26 protein-coding genes and 2 pseudogenes are annotated in these 24,554 nt (G+C 48.7%); 10 read left to right on the top strand and 18 right to left on the bottom strand.

Going from position 1 to position 24,554, the window contains the following annotated elements; translation table 11 throughout:
- Nucleotides 1–355, top strand: a pseudogene (locus AS151_RS22225) (hypothetical protein); the annotation flags it as partial.
- Nucleotides 356–486: 131 nt separating this feature from the next.
- Here the strand turns inward: AS151_RS22225 and AS151_RS15715 are convergent.
- The 5 genes from AS151_RS15715 to AS151_RS15695 all read right to left on the bottom strand — a co-directional run bounded on the left by AS151_RS15715 (nucleotide 487) and on the right by AS151_RS15695 (nucleotide 4,692).
- Entirely contained in the window at nucleotides 487–852 is a 366-nt protein-coding gene (locus AS151_RS15715) for a hypothetical protein (protein WP_071518012.1), read from the bottom strand.
- Nucleotides 853–1,117: 265 nt separating this feature from the next.
- Nucleotides 1,118–1,990 carry an EamA family transporter gene (locus AS151_RS15710; protein ID WP_244533042.1) on the bottom strand — a complete coding sequence of 291 codons (873 nt, stop codon included), beginning with the start codon at nucleotides 1,988–1,990 and terminating at the stop codon, nucleotides 1,118–1,120.
- 157 nt (nucleotides 1,991–2,147) lie between these two features.
- Nucleotides 2,148–2,468: a hypothetical protein gene (locus tag AS151_RS20940; RefSeq protein ID WP_343327436.1), complete on the bottom strand. Its 321-nt coding sequence runs from the start codon at nucleotides 2,466–2,468 to the stop codon at nucleotides 2,148–2,150.
- 105 nt (nucleotides 2,469–2,573) lie between these two features.
- Nucleotides 2,574–3,947, bottom strand: coding sequence for a cytochrome c biogenesis protein (locus AS151_RS15700; RefSeq protein WP_071518009.1), 1,374 nt, complete (start codon nucleotides 3,945–3,947; stop codon nucleotides 2,574–2,576).
- Between the two features lie 7 nt (nucleotides 3,948–3,954).
- Entirely contained in the window at nucleotides 3,955–4,692 is a 738-nt protein-coding gene (locus AS151_RS15695) for a cytochrome c biogenesis protein CcdA (protein WP_071518008.1), read from the bottom strand.
- 162 nt (nucleotides 4,693–4,854) lie between these two features.
- Here AS151_RS15695 and psb28 point away from each other — a divergent pair, with 162 nt between their 5' ends.
- Entirely contained in the window at nucleotides 4,855–5,205 is a 351-nt protein-coding gene (gene psb28 / locus AS151_RS15690) for a photosystem II reaction center protein Psb28 (protein ID WP_071518007.1), read from the top strand.
- Here the strand turns inward: psb28 and AS151_RS22590 are convergent.
- The 3 genes from AS151_RS22590 to AS151_RS15675 all read right to left on the bottom strand — a co-directional run bounded on the left by AS151_RS22590 (nucleotide 5,193) and on the right by AS151_RS15675 (nucleotide 6,674).
- On the bottom strand, nucleotides 5,193–5,468 hold the full coding sequence (locus tag AS151_RS22590) for a hypothetical protein (RefSeq protein ID WP_211517619.1): 276 nt from the start codon (nucleotides 5,466–5,468) through the stop codon (nucleotides 5,193–5,195). The two genes, psb28 and AS151_RS22590, sit on opposite strands and share 13 nt — an antisense overlap.
- Nucleotides 5,469–5,645: 177 nt before the next feature.
- Nucleotides 5,646–6,029 carry a hypothetical protein gene (locus tag AS151_RS22585; protein WP_211517618.1) on the bottom strand — a complete coding sequence of 128 codons (384 nt, stop codon included), beginning with the start codon at nucleotides 6,027–6,029 and terminating at the stop codon, nucleotides 5,646–5,648.
- A gap of 48 nt (nucleotides 6,030–6,077) precedes the next feature.
- Nucleotides 6,078–6,674 (bottom strand): tRNA-(ms[2]io[6]A)-hydroxylase, encoded by a 597-nt coding sequence (locus tag AS151_RS15675; protein WP_071518004.1) that lies wholly within the window; start codon nucleotides 6,672–6,674, stop codon nucleotides 6,078–6,080.
- Nucleotides 6,675–6,839: 165 nt separating this feature from the next.
- Between AS151_RS15675 and AS151_RS15670 the strand changes: the two genes are divergently transcribed.
- Together AS151_RS15670 and AS151_RS15665 are read left to right on the top strand one after the other, a co-directional pair.
- Nucleotides 6,840–7,421, top strand: coding sequence for a TetR/AcrR family transcriptional regulator (locus AS151_RS15670; RefSeq protein WP_071518003.1), 582 nt, complete (start codon nucleotides 6,840–6,842; stop codon nucleotides 7,419–7,421).
- A 77-nt stretch (nucleotides 7,422–7,498) separates the two neighbouring features.
- Entirely contained in the window at nucleotides 7,499–8,155 is a 657-nt protein-coding gene (locus AS151_RS15665) for a peroxiredoxin-like family protein (protein ID WP_071518002.1), read from the top strand.
- 597 nt (nucleotides 8,156–8,752) lie between these two features.
- Here AS151_RS15665 and AS151_RS15660 read toward each other — a convergent pair.
- Nucleotides 8,753–9,412, bottom strand: coding sequence for an SDR family oxidoreductase (locus tag AS151_RS15660; RefSeq protein ID WP_071518001.1), 660 nt, complete (start codon nucleotides 9,410–9,412; stop codon nucleotides 8,753–8,755).
- A 194-nt stretch (nucleotides 9,413–9,606) separates the two neighbouring features.
- Between AS151_RS15660 and AS151_RS15655 the strand changes: the two genes are divergently transcribed.
- The gene (locus tag AS151_RS15655; RefSeq protein ID WP_071518000.1) at nucleotides 9,607–10,479 is read left to right on the top strand and encodes a DUF1997 domain-containing protein; all 873 of its coding nucleotides are present in this window, start codon (nucleotides 9,607–9,609) and stop codon (nucleotides 10,477–10,479) included.
- Nucleotides 10,480–10,549: 70 nt separating this feature from the next.
- Here AS151_RS15655 and AS151_RS15650 read toward each other — a convergent pair whose 3' ends face one another.
- The gene (locus AS151_RS15650; RefSeq protein ID WP_071517999.1) at nucleotides 10,550–11,020 is read right to left on the bottom strand and encodes a DUF4079 domain-containing protein; all 471 of its coding nucleotides are present in this window, start codon (nucleotides 11,018–11,020) and stop codon (nucleotides 10,550–10,552) included.
- 168 nt (nucleotides 11,021–11,188) lie between these two features.
- Here AS151_RS15650 and AS151_RS15645 point away from each other — a divergent pair, with 168 nt between their 5' ends.
- From AS151_RS15645 to AS151_RS22580, 5 genes are all read left to right on the top strand, one after another.
- Nucleotides 11,189–12,502, top strand: a complete 1,314-nt coding sequence (locus AS151_RS15645) for an ankyrin repeat domain-containing protein (protein WP_071517998.1) — start codon at nucleotides 11,189–11,191, stop codon at nucleotides 12,500–12,502.
- Between the two features lie 132 nt (nucleotides 12,503–12,634).
- Nucleotides 12,635–12,898 (top strand): hypothetical protein, encoded by a 264-nt coding sequence (locus tag AS151_RS15640; RefSeq protein WP_071517997.1) that lies wholly within the window; start codon nucleotides 12,635–12,637, stop codon nucleotides 12,896–12,898.
- A 78-nt stretch (nucleotides 12,899–12,976) separates the two neighbouring features.
- Nucleotides 12,977–14,368 (top strand): argininosuccinate lyase, encoded by a 1,392-nt coding sequence (argH, locus tag AS151_RS15635; protein WP_071517996.1) that lies wholly within the window; start codon nucleotides 12,977–12,979, stop codon nucleotides 14,366–14,368.
- A 583-nt stretch (nucleotides 14,369–14,951) separates the two neighbouring features.
- Nucleotides 14,952–16,415, top strand: a complete 1,464-nt coding sequence (locus AS151_RS15630; RefSeq protein WP_071517995.1) for a nucleoside transporter C-terminal domain-containing protein — start codon at nucleotides 14,952–14,954, stop codon at nucleotides 16,413–16,415.
- Between the two features lie 64 nt (nucleotides 16,416–16,479).
- Nucleotides 16,480–17,307 (top strand): hypothetical protein, encoded by an 828-nt coding sequence (locus AS151_RS22580; RefSeq protein WP_071518016.1) that lies wholly within the window; start codon nucleotides 16,480–16,482, stop codon nucleotides 17,305–17,307.
- Between the two features lie 24 nt (nucleotides 17,308–17,331).
- Here AS151_RS22580 and AS151_RS15620 read toward each other — a convergent pair whose 3' ends face one another.
- The 8 genes and pseudogenes from AS151_RS15620 to AS151_RS22575 form a co-directional block, all read right to left on the bottom strand.
- Nucleotides 17,332–18,093 carry a circadian clock KaiB family protein gene (locus AS151_RS15620; RefSeq protein WP_071518015.1) on the bottom strand — a complete coding sequence of 254 codons (762 nt, stop codon included), beginning with the start codon at nucleotides 18,091–18,093 and terminating at the stop codon, nucleotides 17,332–17,334.
- Nucleotides 18,094–18,232: 139 nt separating this feature from the next.
- Complete coding sequence (locus AS151_RS15615) at nucleotides 18,233–19,453, bottom strand: type IV pilus twitching motility protein PilT (RefSeq protein WP_071517994.1); 1,221 nt, start codon at nucleotides 19,451–19,453, stop codon at nucleotides 18,233–18,235.
- 261 nt (nucleotides 19,454–19,714) lie between these two features.
- The gene (locus AS151_RS15610) at nucleotides 19,715–20,617 is read right to left on the bottom strand and encodes an alpha/beta hydrolase (RefSeq protein ID WP_071517993.1); all 903 of its coding nucleotides are present in this window, start codon (nucleotides 20,615–20,617) and stop codon (nucleotides 19,715–19,717) included.
- Nucleotides 20,618–20,733: 116 nt separating this feature from the next.
- Nucleotides 20,734–21,072, bottom strand: a complete 339-nt coding sequence (locus AS151_RS15605) for a DUF1815 family protein (RefSeq protein ID WP_071517992.1) — start codon at nucleotides 21,070–21,072, stop codon at nucleotides 20,734–20,736.
- Nucleotides 21,073–21,589: 517 nt separating this feature from the next.
- A complete protein-coding gene (locus AS151_RS15600) occupies nucleotides 21,590–21,805 on the bottom strand; it encodes a DUF2839 domain-containing protein (protein ID WP_071517991.1) in 216 nt (71 codons plus the stop codon).
- Nucleotides 21,806–22,216: 411 nt separating this feature from the next.
- A complete protein-coding gene (locus AS151_RS15595) occupies nucleotides 22,217–23,743 on the bottom strand; it encodes a helicase C-terminal domain-containing protein (protein ID WP_244533041.1) in 1,527 nt (508 codons plus the stop codon).
- A gap of 287 nt (nucleotides 23,744–24,030) precedes the next feature.
- Nucleotides 24,031–24,306, bottom strand: a complete 276-nt coding sequence (locus AS151_RS20925; protein WP_211517617.1) for a zinc ribbon domain-containing protein — start codon at nucleotides 24,304–24,306, stop codon at nucleotides 24,031–24,033.
- Between the two features lie 3 nt (nucleotides 24,307–24,309).
- A pseudogene (locus tag AS151_RS22575) lies at nucleotides 24,310–24,554 on the bottom strand (hypothetical protein); the annotation flags it as partial.

The following is a 24,554-nucleotide window of genomic DNA, read 5'->3' as shown; positions in this document are numbered from 1 at the left end:
TATGGAAGACGATGATGAATCTTCCGATGATGATGATGAATCTTCCGATTACGAAGGGGAAGAAACGGTAGCCGATATGGAAGATGAGGGTGAAGAAGATCCCATCACCGGTAGTAACTGGTTTGGTGAAGATGAAGACGATTCCATCGTGGAATGGGAATTATTGGAAGATATTGAAGAAAACCTTACCAACGATAACGACTGGTTTGGTGAAGGTGAAGATAACCAGATGTTGGTAGACTATGTTGGAGAAGAAGGCGAGATTTCATTCTTCCAGGAAATGTTCGCCATGGAAAGCGAAGAACTCTTCACTCAACTACCCGATATTATAGAAGACTATCTACAGTCTCTTTAAAATCTGGAAGTTTCGATGGAAGCTTCTGGATAACTGTCTAATGTGTGGATAGCTTGTTTTTTACAATCGCGATCGCATCCACACGTAATATAGCATGGAGAACGAGTCGCCAAAGACTCGTTTTTTTTGCTCTAAAGCTTTTCAAACTTCGGTCTTTGGGAAAAATTCCGAAAATTTCCGGCTTTTTGAATAGAACTAGCAGTCAAAGAAGTCAACGCCTCTGCCGTGGCATGACCTTCCCCATGACCGATAGCATGACTCAAAATACAAACCGCTTGCCAAAAACGACCGCCAACTCGCCTTCGCAAACCAGGTGGTAACTCTTTCGTCGCCTGATTTAATTGACCGCTGCGCAACCAATTGATGCAAAATTGATTGAGAGCTTGCCGTTCTGCTGGTGACAGCCATTGCAAGCGATCGCCACAAAGACATAATAACAGCCGATAGCTGCGATTGTGTCCAAAAGTAGGAACCCCTTCTTTCGTTTGGTTTTGCATTGCCGTATCCCCCCATTTATATCTGTAAATGAATGATTTTGTTGGATATAGAAAAATTTTTTGATTGTGGCTGGTTGTCTCCTGGTCCCTATCTTTCCCAAAATTATCGTTCTTTAACTCAACCATAGAAACCTTCACGATTTTGATTGATTGGCTCAGGTAGTAGGATTTCAGTATTTTCCCCCTGTTCGGATCCCCACTGTATGCTCTCCGACTCCTAAATTATACTGAGAAATCTCCCCAGCCAGACAAAAATGTAAAAAAACTACAATAAGGTAATAATCACCACGCCTACCAGCATAATGGTAGCGCCTGTCAGTCGTTCTTGAATACCTGGTTCCTGCAAAAACAAATGTCCAAAAAGAGCAGAAAATAAAATACTCGTTCTTTTCACAGAAACCACTTCCGCCACCAGGGTCAATTTCACCGCTTGCATGAAGCATAGAACCGTCAATCCCTGAAACAAACCCACCGCAAACAGATACCCAATATTTTTCGGGATTAATTTTAAATTATGCTGGGATTTGTACAGCATAATTGGCGTCATGGCCGTTGCCAGTACGGTAGAATTTAAAGCTGCCCATAAAATTGGCGAAGACTGTTCGACCCCAAGCTTGTTTAATGTGGAAAGAAAGCTCCAAAAAATCGCCACCGCCAGCATAAACCGCGGTCCATTTTCTCGAAATAAAGCTTTTAAAGGAGCCAAGTAGCCTTGCTCTTGATTTCTGATTTTTAAAATATAGGAGCCGCCAACAATCAGAAGCATTCCTAAAATATCCCACTTTCCAGGAAATTCGCCCACAATTAAAGGCGAAGTTGCCAATAAAAATAAAGGGGTAAAGGAAATCATAGGAACGGTAATCGATAAATCGGATAGTTTGATAGCGCGAAAATAAAATATGTTGGAGATGACCTGCAAAACCAAAACAATAAAAATGGTACCCGCTAGGGAAGCATCCCAGGTTGGCGGTTGTTGGGAAAACTGATAAAATAGCAAAGGCAAAAAGAACGGTAATGCTAAAAAACGCGAAGACCAGGTAATAATATATTCGTCGCCAATCCGCTGTAACGCTTGTTTGCTAACCAAATCTCGCAGGGAAGCAAAAATAGCCGTAAAGAGAGCAAAAACAAACCACATAATAAAATAGGAAGGACTCTAAAACTAGAGTCCCTGGTTAATTTTCTTTAATTGAGTATCTTAACACTTCTTTACATTTTTGCACCATTCACCTGGCTATCTGCTAGCAGCAGGTTTGAGGCAGCTATCTATAAAAACAATTTTATCCCTCAAAGGGCTAGGAAACCGATTTGCCTGTGGATATATATCTTTGGGAAAAGGAGGATGGCATTTCTGTATGCTGGCAAGGAAACGCAAAGGAACCTTCTGGAAAATGGGTCGTTTCGGTGGATAGTTCCGATACCACTTTTAGCCTACCACGGACGATCGCCCATAAAAGGCGATTGATGGCGCGACGTTCTTCATTATTGAGCTTTTCGTCTAAAATTGCTGCCATGAGACCGTATCGGTCAGCTACAGTAACTTTTCCCGTTCTTGCTGCTTGAGCACACATTTCGCTAATGGCGCAGGGAAGCAAGCAGACATCGTATGAATACATAGACTTGGCAACTTACAACGCAATCAGTATCGACGATGCCTGTCCCAAAAACAGCGATCTAAATCCTAGAAAAATGCGATCGCGATCGCAACTTCCCCTGCTAAACTAAGCGGAAGCTGAGGAATTCTGTTTTTGTCGCACCTGTTCCCAAATTTCTAAAAACTCCCGTTCAAAAGCAACTTGAGCGCGGTTGGTTCTACCTCCCAAATAGAAGCTATCCCCTTGCTGCAATCCCCAAATTTGCGAGTGGGAAACGTAACTCATCACCACACCCAGCATCAGCAAAGCAAAACCACCGTACACCAGAGGAATTCCGGGGTCAGTCTTAATTTGCAAGCCAGTACTGCCAATCAAATCCAATACCTTGACCGTCACCCCTTCAACTTCAATCGACTTACCAACTCGAACGCTACCAGCCAACTTTCCTTGTTTATCGTACACCACCAGCGTCCCTTGCAAGTCCTGCGCCAATATAGAAATCCCTTCGCTAAAATCGGGTTTAATGGGAATCCAAGTTCCCCAAGTTCTACCTTCCCCTGGCTGCTTGAGTTTCGCCATCGGTAGCTTAAAAACCGGACTATTGTTCACCCGAACTCGAATCCCATCAATAGACCAATCCGTTTGATATACCGTAAAGCCAGCATACCGCAGTGGGTCGTTTACCTTAATTTGCTTGTTAGCCACCGGTTCCCCATCTGAGTTCAATACCGATAAATCCGAGTAAAACTGGTCGATATCACCTTCTGGAGTATAATCAATCCAAAAATCATTCACCTGCAACGACCACTGACTCAGTTGCTGTGGTTGCGACCAAGGACCGGCATCTACAATATTATCAATGGATTGCGTTTCGCCACTGGGAATCAACTGCTGCGCCATCACGCCGGTCATATTGCCTAAAATGGCACCCAGCAAAATCAACAACATGCTAGCGTGGACCACAATCGGACCAATACGACCCACGATCCCTTTACGCGCATAAATCGTATCGCCTTCTCGAAACACCCGATAGCGGCGTTGCTGTAGGTGAGATTCCAACGCATCAATGCCTTGCAAGGTATCGGAAACGCTGAGGCTCAATTTCTGAAATTTGCGGGGTTCTTGATAAAATTGCCAGCGACGCGCAGCTTTTAAGGCAGGGAACTGGCGGGTAAAGGTACAGGCGGTGAGGCTGCTGCCAAATAAGACTAATAACGATAAAAACCACCAGGTTCGGTACACCCGATCCAACCCCAAGGTGAGAATGAATTTCCAATCTATAAAGCCAAATACAGCTGGCTCTTCGGGATAGTTGTTTTGGTAGAACTGAACGCTTTCCCCTTGTTCGATGACGGTACCGAACATGCTAGCGACGGCAATTAGCAGCAGCAAAACAATTGCCAGCCGTAAGTTGGCTAGCAGCGGCAGCAGTTCCCGCTTCCAAAATCTAGGGATGACGAAAATCCAGTCAGGAAAAGAAGTGGTATTGTTGGCAGTCATGGCAAATTCACAGAACCGGTACTAGGCGAGAGAGCAGGGAAACCACTCCAAAACCGACCAATAAAGCGCCACTGGTGGGGGTAATCCAAGCAGACCACTGGCGCAAACTGAGCAATTTTTTCAGGGTGGCTGTGAAGGTTCCTGCTAAAATCAGCGGTGCTACATATCCTACACTGTAGGCAAGCAGCAGTCCACCGCCAACGATGGGTTCGCCGGTGGTGGAGACCCAGGCGAGTAGGGTAGCCAAAACGGGAGTACTGCAGGGAGAGGCGACCAAACCGAAGGTGAAGCCTAACAGGTAGGAACGCACACCCCGCGGCCATTCTTGGGAAATCCATTCGGTTCCGCCAAGGGAAGGTAAGGGGATGGGAATGGCGTCTAATAGATACAATCCCATAACGATCGCGATCGCGCTGACTACAATTGGCAATCCTACCCCAATTTGACCGTACACTTTTCCAAAGACGGAGGCAAGAATGCCTAAACCGGCAAGGGTGGTTGCCAATCCCAAAGCAAACCAAGTGGATTGAACCGCGGCTTGCGCGCGACTTTGTCCTTCGTATCCCCCGATGTAGCCAATGGTGATTGGTAGCATGGACAACATACAAGGGGTTAAACTGGTTAGCAATCCAGCGGCAAAGATGACGGCGACACTAACCCAATTTAAATCGGCTAGTTGGCTGGATACTAAGTTATCGGCAAACTGCTGTAGCTGATATAACTGGGTTTGCAAAGTTTCTAGCATTTTCCGTTGGTAGCAACTCAACTGGCAACTCTTTGGAATTGTAGCGTATTTGACCTGCTAGCTGGTGTTGGGGAAGGGTCCTCCCATGGCAGCGCCAGCATGGGGAGAAGCTGCTGGTAGGGGAATAGCCGAACTTTCGATTGTGTTTTGGAGGAAAGGAATATGACAGCTACCGTACAGTTTATTGAAGGTTTGAACGAAACGATTAGCGATGTTAGCTTGCGCAAGCGGAAAAGTTCCGATAATAAAATTGTGGTTCTTTCTTTTAAGAATTTAAAGGCTTTGGAGTTTGGACGCAGCTATATTAATAAAATCGAGCATCTGTGGCTGGTGGATGAGGAGGGCAATATTCGCGTGGAACCCAGCGATATTCGCATTATTCTGGTTGATGATGACGAAACGTCTCGAACGGAGTGTTCTTTTGAAGTTCGCTCTCAGGAGGTCTGGGAACGGGTGATGCGCTTTTTACAGCGATACGCTCAAGAGAATGGGTTTGAGTTTCAGAGCAAGTAAAATAGAGAATTTTGAGTTAGAGGCGATCGCTTCCTTCTGAATATATAATTTTTGAAAAACCTTTCGCTAGCGATCGCTACCAATTCACCACTGGATTCATCATAACCAAATCCTTGCCTGCCTTCTTGAATATCATCTACAATACCTTCTAATTTCTGCAACCATCGCTCTTTAGACGCCTCATAGCGTTCGTTTTTTCGCTCGAACCACCAAGCATACCGCTGCTTAATCCCCTCTGCCTCTTGGCGGGTCACTGCCACCAAAGATTGGTTTTTGTTGGCATGAAACTGCCACTTGCAACCGATGCAGAAAGGCTGGTTCGTCTTCCGGCAGCGTTGGCAACACAGGCATTACTGCAATTGAAATTCTGGGAACGTACCCCCGCAACATAGGAATGCCATAGCTTGACCCTCTCATGAATTCTATTCGTGAAAGGGTCTTTAAACGGTCAACGAACTCATATAGATGCTGGGTGGTGTCTGGGGATGCTTGTCAAACCACATGGCTAATTCTGTTTCCAGTCTTTGAACAGCATTTTCTTTTACCAGTACCCACTTTCCCCAGTTGCGGCGCATGCGGGGATTGGGACGAAAAGCTGATGTATAACAATAACTGCATCCGTACTGATATCCCCGATAAGGGTTTAAGGTGAAATCGTAACTACCAATGTAGCCAGTTGCTTTTGTCAGAATCGATTGTGCTTTTTGCTTGTAAACACCGGCGCTGCCAAATTTTTCCCACAAGCGAACGATCGCTTTTTTGCTCGTATAGCCTTCGTATTCTGACTTGGCCATGATACCAGCTACCCCATCGTGGTTTGACAAGCTTTTAATTCCCAAGAGATCTTTGCTTTGTGTTTTCTCTAGTTTTCTCTAACTGTGAACCCGGGGTTGCGGATGCAGCGTAGATAGAATTTCGCTTTCTACCGTTGCCAATTCGTCGAGGCGTCGATCCACTTCTTCGCGGGAAAAGCTTTCCACAGCTAACAACCAAAACATTCCATAATGACGCGCCTCGGAAGCCATCAATCCGCGATAAAATTTCGCTAGCTTTTCCTGCGGACAGTACTGACCCAGCAATCCCAACCTTTCGTGACTTCTGGCTTCGATTAATGCCGAAACCAGCAGAAAATCCAAGCATCTTTGGGGTTCTTCCCCACGGACGTTGGAAATGAGGGTTTCGCCGTAGGGGGGTGGCGGCAGCGGCTGTAGGGGAATCCCTCTCTCTTCAAGAATTTGGTTGACCATTTCAAAGTGTTCCAGTTCTTCCCTTGCCAATGCTGTTAGCTGGCGTACTAGTTTCTCGTGGGAAGGATAGCGGCAAATGAGTCGCAGGGCGTTTCCCGCTGCTTTTTTCTCGCAGTGGGAATGATCGAGTAGAATTGTGTCTATGTTGGCGATCGCTTGGTCAATCCAAGCCTGGGATGTGGGTTGTTTGAGAATTTTTATCGTACGAATAGCGGCATTCATAAAAAAATTGGCTACCCTACCTTATGTTGCATGGCTCGTTTTCCGAGTGTAGCGCAACGGCCCTCCCCGCGATCGCTTGTCAATTCATAATCGGTCCTCAATTGTGAATTTGACTATTCGTTCCAAAATCGTTACCGTGGAAAATAGAAAGCCAAGCAAGCGGACATGGCCAGATGCAAGCAGTTTGACCAACAAGCCGCCTTGGAAAAAGCGATGGAAACCTTCTGGCGATACGGCTACGAGGGAACGTCCATCACGACCTTGCTCAACAATATGGGCATCAACCGAGGCAGCTTGTACGATACCTTTGGCGGCAAGCGTTCTTTGTTTGAAAGTGCGTTAGCTTTGTACGAGGAAACCGTCCTCGCCACCATTGTCAAACCACTGGAAGCACCCAATGCTGCGAAACAGGCCATTTGCGATCGCTTTAACGAGATTGTAGACCAAGCGGTAGCGGATGTCCAACGCCGCGGCTGTTTGATTACCAACTCAGCGGTGGAACTGGCTTCCCACGACCCGGAAATCCAGCAGCAAATCGCACGCACATTCCAGCAAGTCCAAGAAGCTTTTCAAAAGGCGCTGCTGCGTTCCCAACAGCAAGGAGAAATTTCCCCAAAACTTGACCGAGAAGCGATCGCGGCTTTTCTAACTTCCAGCTTGCAAGGCTTGCGCGTGATGTCTCGCGTCAATCCCGATCCAGAGGAAATGCGAAAGGTGGTTCGCGTTACCTTATCAGTTTTGCAGTAAACCATCTGCGTCATTTCGCCGCCAATTTATTTTATTTTTTGATTATTTTGGAATAATCATTCAAAAAGGAGTATTCTATGAATTTCAGCCAGGAACTTACCAATCTCAACCAGAAGCTCCAGGACCAAATACCCGAAGATTCCCAAGCCAAGATGCAGCAAGCCAAGTCCGAACTAGAAAAAGCCCATATTACCGAACACAGCCTGCAAGAAGGAGACACCGTTCCCAACTTTACCCTCCCCAACGCCACAGGAAATACCGTACAGCTGCAAACCTTATTGCAAAATGGTCCTGTGGTTCTTTCCTTCTACCGCGGTCAGTGGTGCCCTTACTGCAATTTAGAATTGCGTGCTTTGCAAAATACTCTGCCAGATATTCAAAAGTTTGGCGCTTCCCTGGCTACCATTTCGCCGCAAACTCCTGATAATTCTCTATCAACAAAAGAAAAATATAATTTAGACTTTGAGGTTCTTAGCGACGTAGGCAATCAGGTGGCACGAAAATTTGGCTTGGTTTTTCAAGTTCCGGAATATTTGTGTCCGGTTTACGACCGTTTGGGCATTGATTTGGCGGCACACAACGGTGACGAAAGCTTTGAACTTCCTATGCCAGCTACTTATGTGGTTAATACCAATGGCAAAATTGCCCTCGCTTTTGTAGAGGCTGACTATACCAAACGCTTGGAACCAGACCAAATTCTGGCTACATTGCGCAATCTGAAAGTAACTGTATAGCTCAAACAGGGCAGGCACGGGGCACTGCCCCTACTGGAATTGTTTTCCTTGGTTTGCAAGTTTGGATCGCTACGGTGCAACTTTCGGGTGGCGTATCTATAATTTAAACCTAATCGCTACTAGTTAAATGTTTGGTATTTCCAATCTCTGTCGAAAAATTCCCCCAGAGAGCGCTGCGAAATAATTGAGAATCTTGTCAACTAGTCACGAAAATTCGCCGCTTGACCCATGGGGATGGAAAATAGTAAAATCCGAAAGTATAGTATTGGGTGCGATTTGTGGAAAATTTTATCTTCAACGGAAAAGTTGGCGCTGTATTTCCCATATTTTGGTAGAGAGAAACGAAATTTTTTTGGGGACGGAAATTTTTGCTATTCCCCCTATCTGCATGTATTTTTGTAAAGGTGATTCTCCTTCACCAGGCGCTTCGCGATCGCATTTTCCTTGACGAATTTTTCATTTTGTGGTATGCAAGCCACTTTGCTGTTTTGCTGTTGTTAAGAAGACAGAAGAACTTTAATTGTGCCTTTGTGGTTCATTAACTAAGATGGTCGGGACAATTCGCAAATTGCCCCTAACGAAGTCATTTTCTATCCCTTACGACACACCAGCAAACAATGCCGAAATTTCCTTAGGCGAAGCATCGGCGGTAGCCACCACCTCCACAATTTTCCGTTGCGATTCTGGGGAAAACAACGCTTCCACACATACTTTCGCCACTTGACTGCGGGGAATACTGCCACCAAATAAGGTATCGGCACCGCTCATTTTCACAGGTAAATCGCTATCCGTATTTGACAACCCTCCGGGTCTGACAATCGTATAGTTCAAATCGCTGTTTCTTAAAAAATCCTCAGCCCGTTTTTTCCAAAACAGTACCAACCAGAATAAATTTAAAGGATGGAAAAAGCGAGAAACGCACAGGGAAGAAACCATCACAAAGCGATCGATTTCTTGTGCCTGGGCAACCCGTACCAAATTATTCGTCCCTTCATAGTCTACCCGACAAGGACCACCCGGGTCCAGACTGGGTCTAGCGCCAATGGCACTAATCACCGCCGTACAACCTGCCATGGCTTTTTGCATGGAACGTCGGTCGAGCAAATCTCCCACAGCAATTTCCGCAGATGGCGGTAAAATCGTCTGGGCGGTTTCCAAGTTGCGGACAAAGGCACGAACGGGAATTTCTCGTTCTACAAGTTCCCGCACTACCCGGCGACCGGTTTCTCCTGTGGCTCCAGCTACCAATACCTTCATAAAAACCAATACATACGTAACTTTACATCAAGATGGGAATCGGTTGGCATAGATTTTAAAGGATTTTTGAATTTTTGGGGACGTTGGGTCAGTTTCTATGCGGGTTGCTACGTTAGGCTATAGAAAGAAAACGACCCAAACTGCTCGTGGTCGATTTTGATTTAGTCTGTCGATTTTATCCAGCAAGGTATTTTATGCAATCTCCATCCAGCGATCGCTTTTCTGCAACCAACCCTCAATCGAGGGAAAAACCTCCGAAAAATAACGAGTTTGCCACCGATGGTTGGCAAGAAACAACAGTTGAGTGGGAAGCACAAGAGTATATCACCGAGCAAGAAACCGCTGGGGAAGTGGCAGACGAAGAAGAACTGAGCAACGAACCCATTTGGTTTGGCGGAGAGTTTGTGGGCTGTATGGATATGTATGCGGATATAGGCACCGTCGCCGAATATTTTGACGATCATCCGCAATGGTTTCGTCGCTGCGCCCATCCCATGCAAGCGGAACCATTAGGCGAAAATGGATATGCCCTGACCATCGGTCGGTTTGGCGCTTTGGGGTATCAGGTAGAACCCAAAATTGGCTTAGAATTGTTGCCGCAAGACCGAGGCGTGTATCGTATTCGCACCATTTCCATTCCCAATTATACGCCCCCTGGTTATATCGCCAACTTCGAAGCCGAACAAAAACTGGTGGAAACGGATGCTGAAGATGTTCAACATTTGGCAGCAATCGGCGACGAAATTATGGAAAAAACTAGAGTCCAGTGGCATTTGCTGTTGCAAGTAGGGGTCCGATTTCCTAAGTTTATTCACAAACTCCCCATGTCGTTGATTCGGAAAACTGGCGATCGGTTGCTGGCTAAAATTGTTTGCCAAGTTTCCTATCGACTTACTCACAAAGTGCAGGAAGACTTTCATGGAAATTTGGGGGAAGAGCGTTTAAGAATATTTAAGAAAATGGCGAAAAAGAAAAAATACGCAGAAATTTGCCGGCAAGTTTCCCAAATTGCTGGTGAAAATCAAGCAGAAACAGCCAATCAAGAAAGCGAAGGAACCACTGGCTAGTTCCTTCGCTAAGAATTCATTAATTATATGTCTTTGGACAATGGGGCAAACCAAGCTTGGGTGATGGCAATTAAATGCTGCCCAGCAGTTTTTGCACGATTTCAATACCGGTAAATGCTTGCCAGGCAAACAAGCCAATTAAAACCATGTTTAAGGAAACGTGGGTATAGCGAGCCCAAGTTTGCCCTTGTTGCATGAGGGGAGAAAGTGCTGCGGAAATGGCGACTAAGCCAGTCATGCCCAAGCCAACCAACAAGTGAGGACCAACGAACAGCTTGCCGTTGTTAATATAGGTAACGCTCATGCCGCCAATGGCACCCAACACAATGAGAGCCAACAAGAGGGAACCAATGCGGAAGTGCCGAACGTTGTATTTGCCTTTGACCAGTTCTTTTTTCTCCTCTCCTTGGGCTAGGCGCGTGCGACGTGCTTTGCTGCCTAGATAAAAAGCATACAAAGCGATCGCCAAAACCACCCACATCAGGACCGGATGAACGAAATTCATCCCAAATTGAACCGATTCTGGTAGCTCGATACTCATAGTGAATCTCCCAGTAGCGTTTGCGCAGCGTCGGCAAGAACTTATTGTTCGAGTCTTTACAAAAATTAATTATAAATCTTTTGTCAATTGTCAGCGAAAAAGTGCGTACAATTGCCTCAGAGGTGGAAGTATCTGCCCGTCCCCTCAATAGCAAAAAAGGAACCAGCCGTGGTTTGGAAAGCCTCTTCTGCCCAATCCTTACTGCAAGCTGCCCAGGGAGGCAATTTGCAACAAGTACGCACCTTGCTGCAGCAACAAGTCGAGCCCAACTGCTGCGATCGCCAAGGTACCACGCCCCTCATGTTTGCCGCTGCCGCCGGATATACCGAAATTGTGCGGGTATTGCTGGAATTTGGGGCGGATCCCCACCAAACCCGCAGCGAATACGGCGTTACCGCTTTCATGCTGGCAGCCGCTAGCGGCGCTGTGGATGCGATGGAGCTGCTTTTATCTTACGGGGTTGATGTCAATCTCGGCAACGAAGACGGCAGTACGGCTTTAATGGCAGCTGCCGCCAACGGTCGCGAAAAAGCCGTGCAGGTATTGCTGGCAGCCGGTGCCCATCCCCACACCTGCGATCGCGATGGCGATACCCCGTTAAAAGTAGCCGTCGAAAATGGCCGTTTGGGGGTCGTGAAATCTTTACTGGCAGCCGGTGCCCCTGCCAACCAACAGCACCAACAAGGGGATACCCTGTTAATGCTTGCTATCGATGCCCCCACCTCTCCTTACGGCAATCGCGGACATCTAGAAATGGTCAAAACCCTCATAGAAGCTGGTGCTGAGGTCAATGCTAGCAATCCCGACGGCGAAACTGCTTTCATGGCTGCCGTCGCCAACGGTAACGAAGCCATTACCAGATATTTGCTTGATGCTGGTGCCGCCGTCAATGCCGAAAATCTGGAAGCCGAAACGGCCCTGCATTTGGCTGTGGTGGCAGGATACGCCAATATGGCCCAACTGCTGCTGGAGTGCGGTGCCGATCCCAATCGCCGCAACCGTCAGGGAGATACGCCGTTGCTGGTTGCCGTTTGGCAGGGCGATCGCACCACGGTGGAAATTTTACTTGCGTACCATGCCGATGCCAATTTGTCAAGTGCCGGCGAACCTCCCCTGGCGATCGCCATTGCCAGCCATCGGGTAGATTTGGTTTCGCGACTGCTCGCTGCTGGTGCCGATCCCGACGTACGCCTGGAAGGGGGCAAAACGCCCCTCATCCAAGCTGCCGAACGGAACCTTATGACTGTGGTAGAAGCCTTACTTGCTTACCATCCAGACATCAACGCCCGCGATCGCTTGGGGGCAACCGCCCTCATGTGGGCAGCTGCCCGTGGCCATCCCCAAATCTGCCAAATGCTCCTACAAGCTGGGGCGAGAACCGACTACCGCAATTATGGGGGATTGACCGCCGCCGCGATCGCTGAATTTAATGGCGATCGGCAAGTGGTGGAATTGCTGGAAACTGGCAGCCGGCAAAATTGATGGGAAACGATTTCCAGAACCCCGAAAAATTTAACAATTTTGGCCAACTTTTATCCTAAAATTGCCTCAGTTTCTTCTATTATGTGGTCAAAACATTTCCAGGTATCACAGGTTTTATACAAGGGGGCAATCGTGAAACGTACTCGCTGGTGGTTGCTAGGTTTGAGCGCCTCTTTAGCGGCAAGCATACCCACCGCTGCTGCTGCCGTAGAATCCCTCCAAACCACAACCATCTCTGTGCCGCTGGATTGGCTGGTGTTTGCCCAACAGGATCAACCCGATCTGATCGCCGATGTGGTCAATGCTTGGCAAAATTTTGTGCAAAGTGGTCAAGTTTGGGCATTGCTCATCGGTATTTTTATTGGGTGGTTTTTTCGGGGAATTTTCCGCGTTTGAATTTTGGCTTGGGAGAGCCCCTTCCACCCCCCCTCACCATTGAAACCACTGACCATCCTATCGCCAACGGAGGAAAACGTGACGCAACAGCCCCAAAAAACTTGGAGCCAGCGATTTGAAAGTGCCTTGCATCCAGCGATCGCACGCTTTAATGCCAGCATTGGATTCGATATTCAACTCATTGAATACGACCTCACCGGTTCCGTTGCCCATGCCCAAATGCTCGCCAAAACCGGGATTATTTCCCCAGAAGAAGGGGAACAGTTGGTTTCTGGCTTGGAACAAATTCGTCAGGAATACCGGCGCGGCGAATTTCAACCTGGGATAGATGCTGAAGACATTCACTTCGCCGTAGAGCATCGCTTAACCGAAACGATCGGCGATACCGGGAAAAAACTCCACACCGGGCGATCGCGCAACGACCAAGTCGGTACCGACCTACGCCTGTACCTACGCGATCGTATCGATCGCATCCACAAGCAACTGCGACAGTTGCAAACCGTTCTAGTGGATTTGGGCGAACAGCACGTCGAAACCATCATCCCCGGCTACACCCACCTGCAACGCGCCCAACCCATTAGCCTCGCCCATCACTTACTGGCTTACTTTCAAATGTTTCAGCGAGATGTGGAACGCTTGCAGGACGTACGCCGGCGTACCAATATTTCCCCTTTGGGATGTGGTGCCCTTGCCGGAACCACTTTTCCCATTGACCGACATTATACCGCCGAACTGTTAGGTTTCGACTGCCCCTACGAAAACAGCCTCGATGGCGTTAGCGATCGCGATTTTGCTGTAGAATTCCTCAACGCCGCTAGTTTGATTGTTACCCACCTGAGCCGCTTGAGCGAAGAACTTATCCTGTGGGCATCTACTGAATTTAACTTCGTTACCCTCCAAGACAGCTGCGCCACCGGTTCCAGCATCATGCCGCAAAAGAAAAATCCCGACGTTCCCGAACTTATCCGCGGCAAAACCGGGCGCGTTTTTGGGCACTTGCAGTCGCTGTTGGTTTTATTAAAAGGACTCCCCCTGGCTTACAACAAAGACTTACAAGAAGACAAAGAAGCTATTTTCGACGCCACCAACACCACCGAAGCCTGTTTGGAAGCCATGACCATTTTGATGGCAGAAGGCATTACGTTCCACAACCCCCGCCTCGCTGAAGCCGTCACCAGCGATTTTTCCAACGCCACCGATGTGGCTGATTATCTAGCCAGCAAAGGCGTTCCCTTTCGCCAGGCATACAATTTGGTGGGTCAAGTCGTCAAAACTTGTCTGGCTTCCGGCAAACTCCTCAAAGACCTCTCCCTACAAGAATGGCAAGAACTCCATCCCGCCTTTGAATCCGATATTTACGAAGCCATTGCTCCCTCTACGGTTGTTTCCCGACGCAACAGCTACGGCGGCACTGGTTTCGACCAAGTTCGGGAAGCTTTGCAAAGAGCGCGGGCAACTTTGCCAGGGTAGGCGTGCCGGGGGTGGGAAATTAGGAAATTAGAAAATTATGGCAATACTATCCCACGCCCCTTTTTCCACAAAAAACCTCCCGAACTTGACTGAATTTGATAGTATTTGTTTGAGCTTTGGATTGATAATTTTTTGAGAATAGACAACACCAAGGCGCTTCGTCAGCACCCCTGGCTGAAGCACGGGGGCTTCATGCCTCCAGTTTCAGGTAGCTGACCAGCCCTTCGCCCTTTGGGGCTACGTTTTTAGGGTCATGGTACCTACAAATGCTTTCGGTGTTTGTCGCCCTGCCGTTAACGGTTCAACCGCCCTACCAGGGGGAAGGCTGTGCCGTTCGCTCGACCAGCCCGAAAAATATGGGCGAGGAAAACATGACGCTGTACAGGGTAGGCGATTCCGGCTAGAACACCGAAAGCGGAAACTGCACCTCTTTTCGCTCTCGGTGAGTGTGGGGAAGGCGACTTTAGTCGCTGTTCGTTTTTCCTCCCGGCGCTAAAGCGACAGGGCTGGCAAACGTATCGAAGATTTTCCGTGAACCTGCCATCTGGGACTGGTTGAAACCGCTGGTAAGAGGAGATTGCCCATGCACCCTTTGGTTAACCTGATTTCCTTGTTAGGAATTGTTTTCTTGTGTTTCGTGGCGTGGTTGGGTTCGGAAAACCGCAGCCAAATTCCCTGGAAGGTGATTGTTTGGGGGATTGGCTTGCAAATGGCTGTGGGATTGTTGGTTTTCGTACTGCCCACCCGAGACGCGATCGCTCAGCTTAACAATTTGTTAAATGTCATTCTAGACGCCTCAGAAGCTGGTTCTAGATTTCTCTTTACCGACTTATTTGTTCCCGACCCCAACGAACCACCACCAGGTCCCGGACCTGCAGGTCGCTGGATCGTCCGAGCTGTGGGAGTTCCTTATGTAGCGATTCCCGGGGATACCTTGGGAGCGGATAATATCGAAACTGGTTATATCCTGGCTTTTCGCGCTCTCCCCCAAGTCATCTTTTTCTCGGCTTTGGTGGCTCTACTCTACCGACTGCACATTATTCAGCCTGTGGTGCGGGGATTTGCCTGGCTGTTTGAGCGAACCATGCGTATTAGTGGTGCGGAATCTCTTTCTGGTGCTGCCAATATTTTTGTGGGAATTGAATCCGCGATCGCGGTGAAACCTTTTTTGCTGGATATGACCCGCAGCGAACTGTGCGCTATTTTAAGTAGCTGTTTCGGTTCCATTGCTTCCTCGGTTTTGGCTCTGTATGCAGGAATTTTACGTCCTACCTTTCCCGCCATTACCGGACATTTGGTCTCGGCTTCCATCATGACCATCCCCGCTTGCTTTGTCATGGCTAAATTGCTGGTGCCGGAAACCGATACACCCAAAACCCTAGGTCATATTCCCGAAGAAAAATCGGAAGACGAAGCAGAGGAAGACGAACAAGAAAGCGCTTCCCAATCCAAAAAACAACCCAATCCCATTGATAGTCTGATTTTGGGTGCCCTCGATGGGGTAAAAATGGCTGTCGGTATCGCTGCCACCATTATCGCTATTTTGGGCTTGGTTGCCTTGGTGAATGCTTTCTTTGACGGTTTGGCAGGGATGGCCACCAGCGACAATCCCATTGTGAATGCCATTGGCAACATCTTTCAGCAAATAACGATTGCCAATTTGATGGGCATGTTGTTTTTGCCTTTTACGTTTTTTACGGGGGTTTCCATCGAATGGCAAGAACTCTGGCAAGCATCTACCCTCATCGGCAGGCGATTGTTTGAAACCAGCATTCCTCCCTATTTGAAACTTGCCGAACTTTCTCGCAATGGGGAAATTAGCGATCGCACGATGCTGATTGTTAGCTACGTTCTCTGTGGCTTTACCCACTTTGCCTCTTATGGAATTTTTATCGGTGGGTTGTCTGGTTTGATTCCCTCGCGGCGATCGGAAGTAGCTTCCCTCGGCGTTAAAGCTTTGTGGGCAGGTACGCTGGCTACGCTTATGACTGGCTGCGTTGCTGGTTTGTTTGATTTTGGCAATCCTGCCGTTTTGGGTAGACCGTAGTCGATCTAAAAGTTTTTTATTCCCCACGTTTGTAGCCCATCAACGAAAAATTTTAGGAGGAACCGTGAACCGAACTCGATGGTGGCCGATCGCGTTAGGGTTGATAACGGCACTGGCGATCGTTTTCATGGAGCAACCCTGGCATCGCGGAGAATCTGCCCATACTTTCTCGCTGGGTGAATTGGTACAAGCCCAATCCCCCTCACCAACCCCCTCTCCGTCTCCCTCGCCAGAAACTTCTCCTTCTCCTTCTCCCTCACCTTCTCCCTCGCCAGAAACTTCTCCTTCTCCCTCACCAACCCCGTCTCCTTCTCCCTCTCCCTCTCCTTCTCCCTCGCCAACCCCGTCTCCTTCTCCCACTGGGGGAAGGGGTACGCAAACCCCCGCAACAACGCCAATGCTTGAAATTCCTGGTCCTCCCCTCAACCAAGAAGATTCCCCTTATATTGACCCCGACAATCGGTTTCAAGTGGGACTTCTAGAAGATTTCAGCGTTCGAAGCATCCGAGATGTAACTTTGGTGGAATCTTCTGATGGGGAACTCGCCTATACAGTCGCCGTACAACCCCGCGCCATCGATCGCGAATTGTCGGCTGGGGCATTAGCTCAGATTAGCGTTGAATATTTCCAAAGGGGAGAAGGCTTTGTCCCGCAAGCAGAACAACGCCTTCCCGATGGTAGTATCCTCATTCCTTGGGAAGGAACCCTGACAAAGGGCAGAAACACCCAACCCATTTATGGCAGAATCTTTGCCAAACAGGCAGAAAATAGTAACGTTCTCATGCTACTGGTCTCAGCTACAGAAGCGAGACGCAGTGAGTTAGATGGCGTTGTTCAAGTTTTAAGCCCCACCCTAGGTTTGCCTACAGAAAACCAAACATCCGCAGAATAAGAAAATTTCCCCGCATAACCGGAACTATAGCCTTAAATAGCGAATCAATTGGGATAACTCTTCTTCTTTGAGTTCGCCTACCAAACGACGGGTTGGCGGTGGCCATACCTTGACAAAGGTAGGTGTAGCTGAAATTTGATTTTTTTCTGCTTCTTCCGGATGCTTGATAATATCAATGATTTTCAAGGTATAGGGACATCCTAGGGATTTTTCTAGAACGTCGTGCAGGCGAGCTAAGGTTGTTTCTGTAAGCTTATTATAACCGGAGACAAACAAACGAAAAACGCACCCTGATGTGTTGGACTTTTGCGAAGCTTCTGGTGGTAAGCTAGGTTCTGAGGGCGTGTAACACAACTTGCCTTGGGCATCTACCTTCACAACCAAGTCGTGACATTCCCAAAGCTGGGCAAAGCGATCGCGATAGGTCTGCAACACCAAGGGATGGCAGGTTTCCTCCGTTCGCGGTGCCGGATGCCAAATCAAATCGCGATCGTCAAACAGCAAGTTCAAAAGCGCCCGATACCGCAAGACCAACGGATAGGCTTCCGCATACACACGTACGTTCTGCGTCTGGGGGTCGATCCAACGGTCTACGGTTGCCGTATAGCACGGAATCAGGAAATGAGGTGGTTCGGGCAAGCCTAAAAGTCTTTGCAGGGCCAAACAAAGTTGTAAGTGCCACTGACCTTGTTTCTCGGCATCGATCCCATAAACCAGATCGCCTCCTGGCGTAAATAGGGCGATTCCTTTATAGGTTCGCGGCAAGCTTGATGTCGCTTCGCTCAAGATATGGATTGGGTGATTGCGATCGTTTGGAACAAAAGGAAGTACGAACCAACCAGCCGATGACCGCAACCCCAAACTGTGGGGCAGCCAGTTGCTTGACGGCCAGTTGTTGTCCGCGATTGGCGTGGGGAAGTTTCCCCTAGACCCTGCCTCGCAAGAACTGCGCCATTTCATTAGGCGTAGGCGATTTTTCCAAAGCAGTTTCTTCGGTAATACGCCCTTCTTGGTACAACTTGAGTAATGATTTATTCATGGTTGTCATGCCTTCAAATTCCGCACGCAACATAATAGGTTCGATTTCATCCAATTTCCCTTCGATAATATATTCTTTAATCGCATCGGTAGCGATTAAAATATCGTGGAACCCAGCCCTTTTTCCATCTGTTGTCTTACACAAGCCTTGCGCGATAATAGCCACCAAAGACTCTGCCAAGGAAACGCGAACCGCAGCATGTTCGTGAGGAGGGAACATCCCCAAAATCCGTTCGATGGTTTTCACGGCGCTGTTGGTGTGCAGGGTTCCAGCCACCAAGTGACCGGTGGATGCCGCCTTCAAGGCAATTTTCATGGTCTCCGCATCCCGGATTTCCCCTACCAAAATCACGTCGGGGTCCTGTCGCAGCGCTCCTTTCAGAGCGTTGAAAAACTCCAGGGTGTGGCGACCCACTTCCCGGTGTTTAATGAGGGATTTTTGGCTCTTGTGCACGAACTCCACCGGGTCCTCAATGGTAATAATGTGGTGAGCCATGTTTTTATTCATATAATCAAACATGGCAGCCATGGTTGTGGATTTTCCAGACCCTGTGGGTCCAGTCACCAAAATCAACCCTTTGTGGGCGTGGCAAATATCCTTAAAAACCGGGGGCAGCTTTAACTCTTCCATAGTGAGGATTTTGGCACCAATCAGCCGCAATACCATGGAAGGTCCCCTCAAGGAGTCAAAAATATTGATCCGGACCCGGACGTATCCCAAATCGGCAGCACCGTCAAAGTCTAGCTTTTCTTGAAATTGACGGATTTCGTCATCGGTCAGGATCTCCCGCAGCCAACTCATGAAGGTATCCAGATCGGTTTCTGGATACTCTTCAATGGGCGTGATATCGCCCCGTTTGCGAAAGCGAGGCACTTCTCCCACGCCTACGTGGATATCGGAACAGCCTTCTTCTTCTGCCCTTTTAATAATATCTTTCAGGGTTGGTTGCCCGTCGCTGCGATCTTCGCTGGGGGATTGAGGAGGGGGGGCTGCCTGTCGGTTGCTGGGCGGTGGGGCTGATTTGCCTTTGGCTTTGTTGCCACCACCAGGAGGTGCTGGCGGGCGTGGTGGTGGCGGTGGTGGGGTGGGACGTTTGGACTGCGCCATAATCTGAAAAACTGCTACTTCCTAATAGGTTGTCCTTGACGTTATCGCTGCAATTGCGATTCCTAAAGTTGGGTTACCGATATTCTAGCTTAGAGAAGAAAGCTCTTTTGGCGATCGTCTGGTTCTATTTTTTCAATCCGAACGGAACTTAAAATTTAGAGGGATTGTGCTACAACCAGTCGCTACCGCACTATTTTTAGGGTACCCAACCTACCTCAGCGAGCTTCAGGAGGGTAGCTGGCCAACAGGGAGCTTACCCATCTAGGAAACCGCAGCAGGTAGGGACTCACTGGAACGCAAGAACTGCAACAGTTCTCGGTTGACGGTTTGGGGAACTTCTTGCTGGGTCCAATGGCCGCATTGGGAAATGAGTTTGAGTTGGAAGGGAGCAGCGCACAACTCGCCTAAACCAGCGGTCATTTGGTGGCTCCAAAAGGAATCATCTTCTCCCCACAATACCAGCGTAGGAACGGAAATGGGATGTTGCCACTGACGGCGATTTTGCCACCAAGTTTGTGGAGAAAAAAGGTAGCGATAGCACTGCACGACGGCAGAAATAACACCAGGTTTGGCAAGAGCGGCTTGATAAATCTGATGGTTTTCGGCGGTAAAGGCCCCTTTGCGGGTGGCGAGTCCGCGGAATAGGTTGGTGACGAAGGTGGATAAATTATTTTGCAGTACCCATTCGGGAACGCCGGGAAGTTGCATGGCTAGGAAATACCAGCTTTTGCTGAGTTGGTCGAGGTTGCCGGTTACTTCCTGCCACAGGGTTTTGGGATGGGGCGCGTTGAGGACGGTCAGGGTTTGCAACCATTGGGGTCCGTGGTGTGCCAGATGCCAAGCGATCGCGCCTCCCCAGTCATGACCGACCACGTGGGCGCTCTGGTATCCCAAACTAGCAATCAATCCTTGAATATCTTGGCTGAGGGTATCGAAATCGTACCCTTGCTGGGGTTTGTCCGATTGGTTATAGCCGCGCAAATCGGGAACGACAACTTTAAAATAACGCGCCAAGGAGGGAATCTGGTAGCGCCAGGAATACCAAAATTCCGGGCATCCATGCAACAAAACTACCAAATCCCCTTCTCCCTGGGTGACGTAGTGCAGGCGTACCTGATTGGTCTGCACGAATCGATGCTGCCATCTAGCATTGACGTTGCTCATAGTTCGAACGAGGGTTTCCTGGTTTGAAGGAAGGTCGGCAAATAGATTTTCCAACCAACGGTTATGGGGTCTGTTACTTTTAATTTTCCCAGGAAACGTGGCGTTTATCCACTGTGCTAGCGGGTAGCTACAGTTTCTTGAGTTTGCGCGCACATTTCATTTTTGACCGTGTTGGCCAGTTCCTGCAACTGATTGATGGCTTCCGCACCTTCGAGTTTCATTAACTCCCGGTCGTCGTGCATCTCCGTCCAAGTAATGCCGTAGTCGGACACTAGAAAACGGATTAAGTGGTTGTCTCCCAAGCTGACCATGAAGGAAGCACTGTTCATTTGCCCTCCACAGGTGTAGCAGGAGGCCAGATAACCACGGCGTTCTAGGACTGTGGCTAGCGCCTGCAAGCTCATGACGAGGTCTTTCACGAATTGACGATGTTGTTCTGCAAGTCGTACAAACAATTTGCTCCTCCGAGTGACTACACCTGAATCATTTTAAAACTTTCTTATCTTTTCTTAACAACCCATCTGGCTTCCCATCATCTTGCTTGTAGGATGCCCAACCCTTTCGGTTCTAGCAACACCTTAACGAACTTTCCCCAAAAGGAAAGTATTTTAAACAACACGGTTGCCAATCTACCGCGCTGCCGAAGCGGTACGCACGTAGGCTTTTACTACGGTTGTGCATCCCCCAATGTGGAAGCCATAGAGATGCTCTTCTATGGGAACTTGCCATGGGTTGGCGCTCTATTCCCCCAATCTTAGGAATGGCCGGTTTCTGAGATTGTTCCTCAAGAATTCTTGATTTTATTATAAAACTATATAGGAAAATAAACAAATGGTTGTTTGGTGATTTTAAACGCCTGCTTTTCCCTCATAGCAAAGAAAGGGAGACGGAGGTTCCGTCCCCAGCGAGCGAAACTTAAGTTTTACTTTAACTTTGAGCTAGGTGGTAGGCAGGTCATTGGTGGCACATCGCTTATCGAGCGACATTCCACCATCCCAGGGCAGGTCCAATAAACAAAACCGTTACCCAGGTAACCACCAAAATCCCAATACCAACCCAAGCCCCTCTGGTGGTCCATTTCACAAAGCGCTTAGCTTGCGTCTTGGTCAGAGGCAACCAAGGAAAAATATAAGGTTCTTTGCCGTATTTATCGCCTAAAGCTTCTTTGCGACGTTTTGCTTCACCCATAATTTTTCTAAAATTACATCGTACACCAGATAGCCCATCCTGAAGATGGTAACTTCCATATTTTGATGGTATCGCCTCCGTAGGTTCTAGCGCCAAAAATTTCTTCCACTGCCTATTTGTGGGGAAATGGTGCCGAAATTTGGGGAAACAGGCTGGCATCAACTAATCAAATCACTGGAGATGAATTGACCTTCATGTTGATGATTGTTCGGTTGATCCAGCCTTGGTCTCGTGTCAGACTCCGTGTGCGACTCGTTCCGTAACTGCTAACCAGCGAAAGGGCTGATACCAAATCCAACCTAGGGAAACCACAATCTTTCTGTAGGGGAAACTCCCCGTAATTGCTTTCTTGTCGGGGTAGGCACGGGGGGCACTACCCCGACATTTTTGCGGGTGTATGTACGAAGGAAATCACCCATTAGGAGGTAGCAAGTCATGCAAGCGAGCGTGGGGGCTTAAAGCCGATAGCACCTGCGTACCGTAGCTGCGATGGAGAACTCGATTGTCAAGTAAAGCCACAACCCCCTGCACCGATCGCACCGGTGCGATCGCTCTTTGCAGTTCTTGCAGCGCCTCTGGCAACAAATACAGTCGAAACCAATTTTGCCGCTGGCGTTTGTAATAGGCCACTCGCCCTGCCACCAAAGGATTTTCCAAGGAAGGGAAGGGGAGGGTGGCGATCGCCAGCAAATTGGGCGTGGGCAAAACCTCTTGGTGGTGCCGCCAAAATGACCAACCGGTAACCAAAATATCGCGATCGCCGCAGGCTGTGGACTCCAAATGCACACGGGAACCGTACTCCGCCGCCAAAGCAGACCCTACCTGTTTTTTCAATGGAATATCCCCCACCACAATAACCGCCAAACCGCTATCCGCTTCGCTTTGCCAAGCCAACAAATGCTGGATTTCCCCGTACAACGCATGGCGAAAACGCGGCGTGTTGGGCAAAGGTAACCCATCGCGCATGTAAAGTTGGATGGGTTCGTGGTGGCGGTCAGGAGAAAACTTCACGCAGGTCACATCTGGCAAGCCAATTTGCTGGCGAAATAGGGGTGCTTGGGTATCCGGTTCCAAAGACCCGCCAATGAGGACCACCGGTTGCTGCTGCCAAACCGATTGCAAGGAACTGGCTAGCTCCACTGGTGCGGCAAATAGGGAAAAATAGCCGTACGCCCGGTCTAGCTGCGACCAGAACATCCAATTGGAGATGGTTTGTGCTTGGGGAAAGCGCTGCCAAGCTGCGGGAAGCTGGCGTTCGCTTATTTGTTGCTGTAGCTCTCGTATAATCCCCAACTCGTCGTTATCCAACAGATGGCACTGGTAGGGATTGGCGGGATGCTGGAAAAGGGCTTTGGCAAGTTTGGCGCGGTAGTTGTAAATCGTATCGCTCCAATCCGGTAAATCTTGCCCCAAACGGTTCCAATCTTCTGGGTGGAGGGCAACCGTGAGCTGCTGAAAAGCCCATTCTTTGAGGTCGTCTACCCCATCGATAATGGTGGGGATGTTTTGAGAAAAGCGATTGCCACCAAACAAACGATCGCGCAACCAAACTTCTGGCGCAGCCACCACCAATCCCGAAAAATTCTCTTCATCTATGCGATCGCTAGAAACCACGGGTTTGGTCGTCGCATTCCAATCTTGTAGGCGAGGAATTTCCACATCAAGCAACTGCTGATGCCAGCGTTCGGGAATCACCAAAATCACCGGACCCGGCCACATCAACACCGACATTAAATAGCTCAAACGATGTCGCGCCGCAATCGTCGGTGGCAAACCTGTTTGAATCAAAGCACTACGACCCAAACGCAAAGCACGCGCCACCAACCGAGCCATGGTCAAATGATGCGGCCATTGAGGAGACAGCGGTAGCGTCGGTGTTTGCCGCTCCGAACGCAAAAATTCCCGTAGTTGTTCGTGTACTTTTGCTTCGATGGGCACGATGAAAATCTAGAAAAATTATGAAAAACAACAAACGAAACGATTTCTAGCGCGTTGGGTTTCTGTTTAAAGACCCCCGAGTAACAGATCCGGTGCGCAACTTCGTCAGGATTCCGGCGAGGAACCACCGATCTGTTCTCTTCGGGGAACTGGCCTTTATGGTACTACCTTTTTTCGGCATCCATCAAAACTGCGATCGCCATCAAAATTCCCCAAATGCTGGAATTTCGCGATATGGGCGAGCCGTTCTTGACACTCTCACGAATAGAACTCGTGAAATTCTCGCTTCATTGGGTGTGCCTGTGAAGAGATTCGCTATGAACTAGTCCATCCCCGGCAACAGGGACGCTCAACGAATATTTTTCCGCCCTGTGGTGGATGTACTGGCGACACCTCGATTCCAAACTACTTGTGCTGCTGCCTACGTCTCGATGGGTTCCCCTACCGCTGTGGGAGCAGAAATGAATTCTTTGAGAAAGCGGCTTTTTCCCTGTATGGACACCACAGTGGGGACAAATTTGACTGGTCTGTTTGGCATCTACTGCAGGCTTAGTTTTTACCACGCTTCAAACAGACCCAAGACAAATATGGACTTGTGCTGAGCTACGCCGAAGCATTTTCTGCCAGACTTTTGATTGGGGGATTTTTTTTAATTGGAAATAGTCTTTCTGGGCTGGTGTTAATGCCTGGGACTGACTGGCAGAGGTAGGGCGAGGGGTATTGGCAGGAATGACGTACTCGCCTCCCAGACGACAGGCGTTGACAGGCAATTTTCGGGATTTGAGCCCATCTTGGCGTTCTCTCAGCCCAT

The organism is Geitlerinema sp. PCC 9228, from assembly GCF_001870905.1.
GTDB lineage: Bacteria > Cyanobacteriota > Cyanobacteriia > Cyanobacteriales > PCC-9228 > PCC-9228.
The sequence above is the reverse complement of the archived record's forward strand: the minus strand, read 5'-3'. Positions and strand labels throughout refer to the sequence as shown.

Coding starts and splice junctions, on each gene's coding strand:
- AS151_RS15715 (WP_071518012.1), bottom strand. CDS start 852: ATGCAAAACCAAACGAAAGAAGGGGTTCCTACTTTTGGACACAATCGC.
- AS151_RS15710 (WP_244533042.1), bottom strand. CDS start 1,990: ATGTGGTTTGTTTTTGCTCTCTTTACGGCTATTTTTGCTTCCCTGCGA.
- AS151_RS20940 (WP_343327436.1), bottom strand. CDS start 2,468: ATGTATTCATACGATGTCTGCTTGCTTCCCTGCGCCATTAGCGAAATG.
- AS151_RS15700 (WP_071518009.1), bottom strand. CDS start 3,947: ATGACTGCCAACAATACCACTTCTTTTCCTGACTGGATTTTCGTCATC.
- AS151_RS15695 (WP_071518008.1), bottom strand. CDS start 4,692: ATGCTAGAAACTTTGCAAACCCAGTTATATCAGCTACAGCAGTTTGCC.
- psb28 (WP_071518007.1), top strand. CDS start 4,855: ATGACAGCTACCGTACAGTTTATTGAAGGTTTGAACGAAACGATTAGC.
- AS151_RS15675 (WP_071518004.1), bottom strand. CDS start 6,674: ATGAATGCCGCTATTCGTACGATAAAAATTCTCAAACAACCCACATCC.
- AS151_RS15670 (WP_071518003.1), top strand. CDS start 6,840: ATGGCCAGATGCAAGCAGTTTGACCAACAAGCCGCCTTGGAAAAAGCG.
- AS151_RS15665 (WP_071518002.1), top strand. CDS start 7,499: ATGAATTTCAGCCAGGAACTTACCAATCTCAACCAGAAGCTCCAGGAC.
- AS151_RS15660 (WP_071518001.1), bottom strand. CDS start 9,412: ATGAAGGTATTGGTAGCTGGAGCCACAGGAGAAACCGGTCGCCGGGTA.
- AS151_RS15655 (WP_071518000.1), top strand. CDS start 9,607: ATGCAATCTCCATCCAGCGATCGCTTTTCTGCAACCAACCCTCAATCG.
- AS151_RS15650 (WP_071517999.1), bottom strand. CDS start 11,020: ATGAGTATCGAGCTACCAGAATCGGTTCAATTTGGGATGAATTTCGTT.
- AS151_RS15630 (WP_071517995.1), top strand. CDS start 14,952: ATGCACCCTTTGGTTAACCTGATTTCCTTGTTAGGAATTGTTTTCTTG.
- AS151_RS15615 (WP_071517994.1), bottom strand. CDS start 19,453: ATGGCGCAGTCCAAACGTCCCACCCCACCACCGCCACCACCACGCCCG.
- AS151_RS15610 (WP_071517993.1), bottom strand. CDS start 20,617: ATGAGCAACGTCAATGCTAGATGGCAGCATCGATTCGTGCAGACCAAT.
- AS151_RS15600 (WP_071517991.1), bottom strand. CDS start 21,805: ATGGGTGAAGCAAAACGTCGCAAAGAAGCTTTAGGCGATAAATACGGC.